At 54.4% G+C, this 6,511-nt stretch carries 4 protein-coding genes; all 4 read left to right on the top strand.

The features are described 5' to 3' along the window. Nucleotides 1-1,706, top strand: a 1,706-nt coding sequence (locus tag ACESLU_RS09925; RefSeq protein WP_372638498.1) for an arylsulfatase, incomplete at its 5' end; no start/stop codon positions are given. Between the two features lie 167 nt (nt 1,707-1,873). Beyond that, entirely contained in the window at nt 1,874-3,394 is a 1,521-nt protein-coding gene (locus ACESLU_RS09920; protein WP_372638497.1) for a sulfatase, read from the top strand. A 477-nt stretch (nt 3,395-3,871) separates the two neighbouring features. After that, nucleotides 3,872-5,302, top strand: a complete 1,431-nt coding sequence (locus ACESLU_RS09915) for a sulfatase (RefSeq protein ID WP_372638496.1) — start codon at nt 3,872-3,874, stop codon at nt 5,300-5,302. A gap of 118 nt (nt 5,303-5,420) precedes the next feature. Continuing rightward, nucleotides 5,421-6,511, top strand: a 1,091-nt coding sequence (locus tag ACESLU_RS09910; RefSeq protein WP_372638495.1) for a sulfatase, incomplete at its 3' end; no start/stop codon positions are given.

Below are 6,511 nucleotides of genomic sequence, written 5' to 3'. Positions count from 1 at the left end.
ACCACCCAGCCCCCAACATTGTACTGATTGTCACCGACGACCAGGGGTGGGGCGACCTGAGTGTCCACGGAAATACAAATGTGAGCACGCCGAATATCGATACGCTGGCCTCCCGGGGAGCGTCTTTTTCGAATTTTTACGTGAGCCCGGTGTGCTCGCCCACGCGGGCGGAACTGCTGACAGGCCGGTACCATCCGCGGGGCGGGGTGTACGGCACCTCGGCCGGGGGCGAGCGGCTGGACCTCGATGAAACCACGATCGCGGAGGTATTCAGGCGGTCCGGCTACGCAACAGGCGTTTTTGGAAAATGGCACAACGGCATGCAGTATCCCTATCATCCCAACGGCCGGGGCTTCGATGAGTTCTACGGCTTTGCCTCCGGGCACTGGGGCGATTACTTTAGTCCCTCGCTGCTGGAACGCAATGGGGAGCTGGTGCAGGGCGACGGCTACCTGCCCGACGATGTGACCAGCAAAGCCCTTGAGTTTATCGAAGACCACAGCGGGAGCGGGGATCCCTTCCTGCTGTACCTGCCCTATAATACCCCGCATTCGCCCATGCAGGTGCCCGATCGGTGGTGGAAGGCGCTTGAAGGCAGGGAGCTTACCATGCGCCACCGAGACCCCGGCAAAGAGGACCCGGCGTTTACCAGGGCTGCGCTCGCGATGGTCGAGAACATCGACTGGAATGTGGGCCGGGTGATGGCCAAGCTGCGGGAACGGGAAGTGGGCGAGCAGACGATTGTGGTGTACATGAGTGATAATGGTCCCAACAGCTGGCGCTGGAATGGCGGGATGCGGGGCCGGAAGGGATCGACCGACGAAGGAGGCGTGCGCTCGCCCCTGTTTATTCGCTGGCCGCAGGTCATTGAACCAGGAACCCAGATTTCGGGAATTGCCGCAGCCATTGACCTGCTGCCCACCCTGTCCGACCTGGCAGGAGTGGAGCTGCAGACCCGTAAGCCGGTGGACGGGGTCAGCCTGCAACCCCTGCTGAGCGGGACAGAGCAGCCTCGGAAAGAGCGGCTGCTCTTTTCGCACTGGAACGGGCGGACCAGCGTGCGAAGCCCCACCTACCGGCTGGATCATGAGGGGAGGCTCTACGATATCACCGAAGACCGCGGGCAGCACCGGGATGTGTCCGGCCGTCACCCGCAGATAACGAAGACCCTGACGGATACTCTGCAGGGATGGGAGCGGGCGGTCATCCCGGAGGAGCTGGGGGAAACAAAGCGACCCTTTCCCGTGGGACACCCGGACTTCAAATATACGCAGCTGCCGGCTCGCGACGGGAGTCCGCATGGCCATATTGAACGGTCCAACCGCTTCCCGAATGCGTCGTTTTTTACCAACTGGAGAAGCACCGCTGACAGCATCAGCTGGGATGTGGAGGTGCGGGAAGCCGGCACCTACCGGGTAGAACTGTATTACACCTGTCCCCCGGCGGACCTCGGATCCGTCGTGCAGCTCTCCTTTGGGTCCGCCGCCGTCACCGACACAATCAGGCAGGCGCATGATCCCCCGCTTCGGGGAATGGAGCACGACCGGGTGGAGCGGATCGAATCGTATGTCAAAGATTTTAAACCGCTTGAAATGGGGATGATAACCCTGCCCGAGGGCCGGGGACCCCTGGTGCTGCAGGCACTTGAGATTCCGGGCGATGCTGTCATGGATTTCAGAACACTTATGCTAACCAGAATAGATTAGGTTTTAATGGTTGCAAAACACGGGAAAAGGCTTTGGAAAGCCAGGATTCTATTTTGCTTGGGCTAATGACATATAATAACAATCCAGAAGACTGAAGTTGCTACACGTATTGCCTCGCAAGACATGATGCTGCCCGTATAATTTCATATAGAATTAAACTGATTAAGATGATTGATCATATAAAATGTATCTGTTCAAGTCTCCTCATCCTCGTTTTATGCCTGTTATTATTTCCCGCCATGTTGCAGGGACAGGAAAAGCCTAATGTTGTGTTAATTATTGCGGATGATTTAAACACCCGGATCGGTCCGTATATGGATATTGACGACCACACGCCGAACCTTGACCGGCTGGCCCGGGAGGGCGTTCGATTTACCAGGGCATACTCGCAATACCCGATATGCGGTCCCTCGCGCGCTTCGCTCATGAGTGGATTGTATCCCGAAACAAACGGGGTTCTTGGTAATTCCACGCAGCTCGGCAGCTATAAAAAGAAAACACCCGCTCTTTCAGATCATCCTTCGATGGCGGGCTTCTTTCGCCAGCAAGGGTATTATACCGCCCGGGTGTCTAAAATATTTCATATGGGCGTGCCCGGTGGTATTGAGCGGGGCGGTGCCGGGGGCGATGATCCCGATTCATGGGATTATGCCTATAATGTGATGGGACCTGAGACGCTGGGACCGGGACAGCTGGAGTTGCTTTCCCCGGATAATCATCACTATGGTGGTAACTTTTCGCGCATGATTATTGCAGACAGTATGAAACACACCCAGACCGATTACCTGGCTGCCAGTCAGGCTATCGCTATTTTGGAAAATCGGACGGGCGATATCGCAGAGGGAGCAACAAATTTAGTGCGGGAAAAACCGGATGCTCCCTTTTTTCTTGCCGTTGGGTTTGTCCGGCCCCACGTTCCTTTTATTGCGCCGAGAAGTTCTTTTCAACCCTATCCGGAGGAGGAGGTTGTGTTGCCTCCCGGCAAGGTGGATGAAAATGTTCCCGACCAGGCCCTCAGGCAGCAAAATGAGAACAAGTTCGGCATGAATGAATGGCAAAAAAAGCAGGTGATCAGCGGGTATATGGCAAGTGTGCGATTTATGGATCGGCAGGTGGGACGTGTTCTCGATGCGCTTGACCGGCTTGGGGTCAGGGAAGAAACAATCGTGGTTTTTCTGTCAGATCACGGTTATAACCTGGGTGAACATGACAGCTGGTCAAAGATCAGTCTGTGGGAAGGCAGCGTGCGAGCCCCCCTTATTATATCGGTGCCGGGAAGAAAGTATCAAAAGAATTATGGAAAGCGTAGCCGGCAAGTTACCGAACTGATAGACCTCTATCCTACCCTGACAGACTTAACGGGCTATGCCGGGGAAGTTCCGGACATACTGCAGGGAAGAAGCCTGGTGAGGCATCTGACAGAAAAGGAGCCCGGGCTTACAGAACGTTCGGCTTATACCGTTTCCTACCAGGGGAATGCTGCTTCAATCAGGACGGAAAGATGGAGATATACGAGGTGGGGGGAAGAGGTTCAGGCTCATAACGAAGAGCTGTATGATCATAAAAACGATCCGGAAGAATATGACAACCTGGCCGGTAATCCCGAGTACAGGGATGTCCTCGAAAAAATGAGGAAAACCTTCAATGTAAAGCAGCAGGAGGTACAGAATGTTAGCTTTCGTAAATAATACGGGTTAAGCATATGTGAGAAGATTGAATGTGTGAAAATGCAGAGATTGGCCAAAAGAGCAGTTTCCAAAGGGTTTCTTCAAGCGGCAGGACGTACAGGGGGTTCGTTTTCGTGGAAAGTCCCATAAATAACTTGAGGCTTTGCAAAACCCCGCTGTCATCCTTAACGTAGCTGAAGGAATCTCCCTTTAAAAGCCCCAGCTGTTAGTTGGATTTTTAAAATAGGCTCAAAATGACAAACTCAATGGTTTTTCAAAGGTATTATAAAAAAGAGGACGCCCTGAATTTAGTAGATTTAAGTCCCATAAACTTATAACTAAATCCAGAGGCATCCTCTTATAAACAATTATAACCAAGTATACATAGGAATTCACTCATAACAATAGCATGATATATTATTTGCGGGGTTAGATATAATGAGTTAGATATAATGATATTTGCAGGATTAAACATATGATGAAAGGGTTGGACATATAATGAAACAATTAATTTTCAAAGGATTTGCAAGGCGCTTTTCCCTCAGCTTGTTGCTATGGGCCATGGGTATCAGCTCTGTTGCGGCACAGGAAAAAATTCCTGATAAAAAGCCGAACATCGTCTTCATCATGGCCGATGACCTGGGTCTGACCGACATTAACAGTTTTGATCCCCTGAAACGCACCTTCTATGAAACCCCGAATATCGACCGGCTCGCCGCAGAGGGGATGAAATTTTTAAACGCCTATACCAACGCCGCCAACTGTTCGCCCACGCGAGCGGCACTGGTCAGCGGACAATATTATCCGCATCAGCCGATCTACCACGTAGGCGATTCGGGTCCCGGCGCCATGATTCCCGCCGAAAATGCCCATGCGCTGCCCACTGAAAAAATAACCGAAGCCAAAATGCTGCGGCAGGGGGGGTACCACACCGCGCTGATCGGCAAATGGCATGTGGGCGATCCCCCGTCATACGGACCGGAGCAGCAGGGATACGACCACAATATCGGGGGGTACGGTGCGGGAAATCCCGGCAGCTGGGAGGGAGGCTATTTTAAACCCAATAATAATCCCCATATCGCAGATGCCCGGGAAGGGGAATACCTGACCGATTACCTGACCCGGAAAGCGATAGCGTATATAGACGACCATCGCGGGGGACCTTTTTATCTAAATCTTTCCTACTATACCCCGCACAGTCCTTTCCAGGCACCGGAGGAGCTCGTCGAAAAGTACGACCGGAAGGAGGGGGACCGGGGACATTCCCACTCCGCTTACGCGGCGATGATTGAAACGCTGGACCGGAATGTGGGTAAAATTTTGGATGCGCTTGAGAAATGGGATCTGACCCGAAACACCGTGGTCATTTTCTACTCGGATAACGGCGGGCGGGGCGGATATGGATTTTTGGGCCACGGGGAGGCCAACATTACCGACAACGCTCCCCTGAAAGGAGGGAAGGGGACCTTTTACGAAGGGGGCATCCGGGTACCGCTGATTATCCGATGGCCGGGAGTGGTTGCACCGGGATCAACAAGCCGGGAGCCGGTGATCAGCGTGGACTTCTACCCGACCTACCTGGAACTGGCCGGATTAGACACCCCCCGCAATTACCCGCTGGACGGACTCAGCCTGGTGCCTCTGCTGGAGGATCCGGAAGCCTCGCTGAAGCGGGATCATCTATACTGGCACTTTCCCGGTTACCCGAATAATGCCTGGCGAACGACGCCGGTGAGTGTGATCCGATCGGGGCCATGGAAATTGCTGAAATTCTATGAGACCAGTGATCTTCAGCTGTATAACCTGCAGGAGGACATCGGTGAAGAGCATGACCTTGCCGACAGTAGGCCGCAGCAGCGGGATAAACTGAAACGGCAGCTGGAAGAGTGGCTCGAAAAAACAGAGGCTCCCCTGCCGCAGTGGCCCTGATACCGAAAGGTCCGAATACGCGGACACCGGTTATGGCAGGAATCGGTAAATTTAATAGATTAGCCAAAAGGCAGTTTCGCAAAGCTTTCTTTAATATAAACCATAAGCAAACAGACCAATGAGAACAATCGGAAAAGGAGTATTGCTGGTACTACTATTCATGGGATTAATAAACATATGTGCGGGACAGGCCCAGTCACAGCCGCAGAATGTCATCTTTATCCTGAGCGATGACCACCGCTACGACTACATGGGTTTCCACCCGGAGAGTCCGGATTTTCTGAAGACCCCGGGCATGGACCGGATGGCCGAAGAGGGGGCGCACCTGGCCAACGCCTTTGTAACCACTTCCCTGTGTTCCCCCAGCCGGGCCTCGATCCTGACCGGGCAGTACCCGTTTCGCCACGGGGTGGTCGATAACAACAACGTGATGCCGGAAGGGACCCCGCTGTTTTCCGAGGCGCTCCAGGAGGCGGGCTACCAGACCGGCTATTTCGGCAAATGGCACATCGGCCATGCCCATGACGATCCCCAGCCGGGCTTCGACCGGTGGGTGAGCTTCCGCGGGCAGGGCGTCTACTACGATCCGACCCTGAATTTCGACGGAGAGCGCCGGCAGGTGGAGGGCTATATTACGGATTTGCTGACCGACTACACCCTCGAGTGGCTGGAGGAGGTCGACCGGGACCAGCCCTTCTTTGCGTACCTGTCTCACAAGGCGGTCCACGCTGAATTCGAGCCTGCGGAGCGTCATGAGGGGATGTATGAAGAGGCGCAGATTTCCATGCCCCAGTCGATGAAGAATATCGAATCGAACTACGAGGGCAAGCCGGACTGGGTGCGCGAGCAGCGCTATAGCTGGCACGGGGTCGAGCACATGTACCACGGTCGGGCGGACCACCCGCAGGGGATCGACGAAATCATCCCGCGCTACAGCGAGTCGCTGATGGGTGTGGACGAGAGCATCAGCCGGGTGCTGGACTATCTCCAGGAGCAGGGGCTGGCAGAAAATACGCTGGTCATCTATATGGGCGACAACGGTTTTATGCTGGGCGAGCACGGGCTGATCGACAAACGGCAGGCCTATGAGGAGTCCATGCGGGTGCCGATGCTGGCCTGGTCGCCGGGATTCATTGAGGCGGGCAGCACCATCGGGGAGAATGTGTTGAATATCGATATCACGCCCACGATCCTGGATCTGGCGGGGGG

Source organism: Fodinibius sp., from assembly GCF_041642155.1.
Lineage (GTDB): Bacteria > Bacteroidota > Rhodothermia > Balneolales > Balneolaceae > Fodinibius.
The sequence above is the reverse complement of the archived record's forward strand: the minus strand, read 5'-3'. Positions and strand labels throughout refer to the sequence as shown.

Bases quoted from the DNA above. Each gene is read 5' to 3' on its own strand.
- ACESLU_RS09920 (WP_372638497.1), top strand. From the start codon at position 1,874: ATGATTGATCATATAAAATGTATCTGTTCAAGTCTCCTCATCCTCGTT.
- ACESLU_RS09915 (WP_372638496.1), top strand. From the start codon at position 3,872: ATGAAACAATTAATTTTCAAAGGATTTGCAAGGCGCTTTTCCCTCAGC.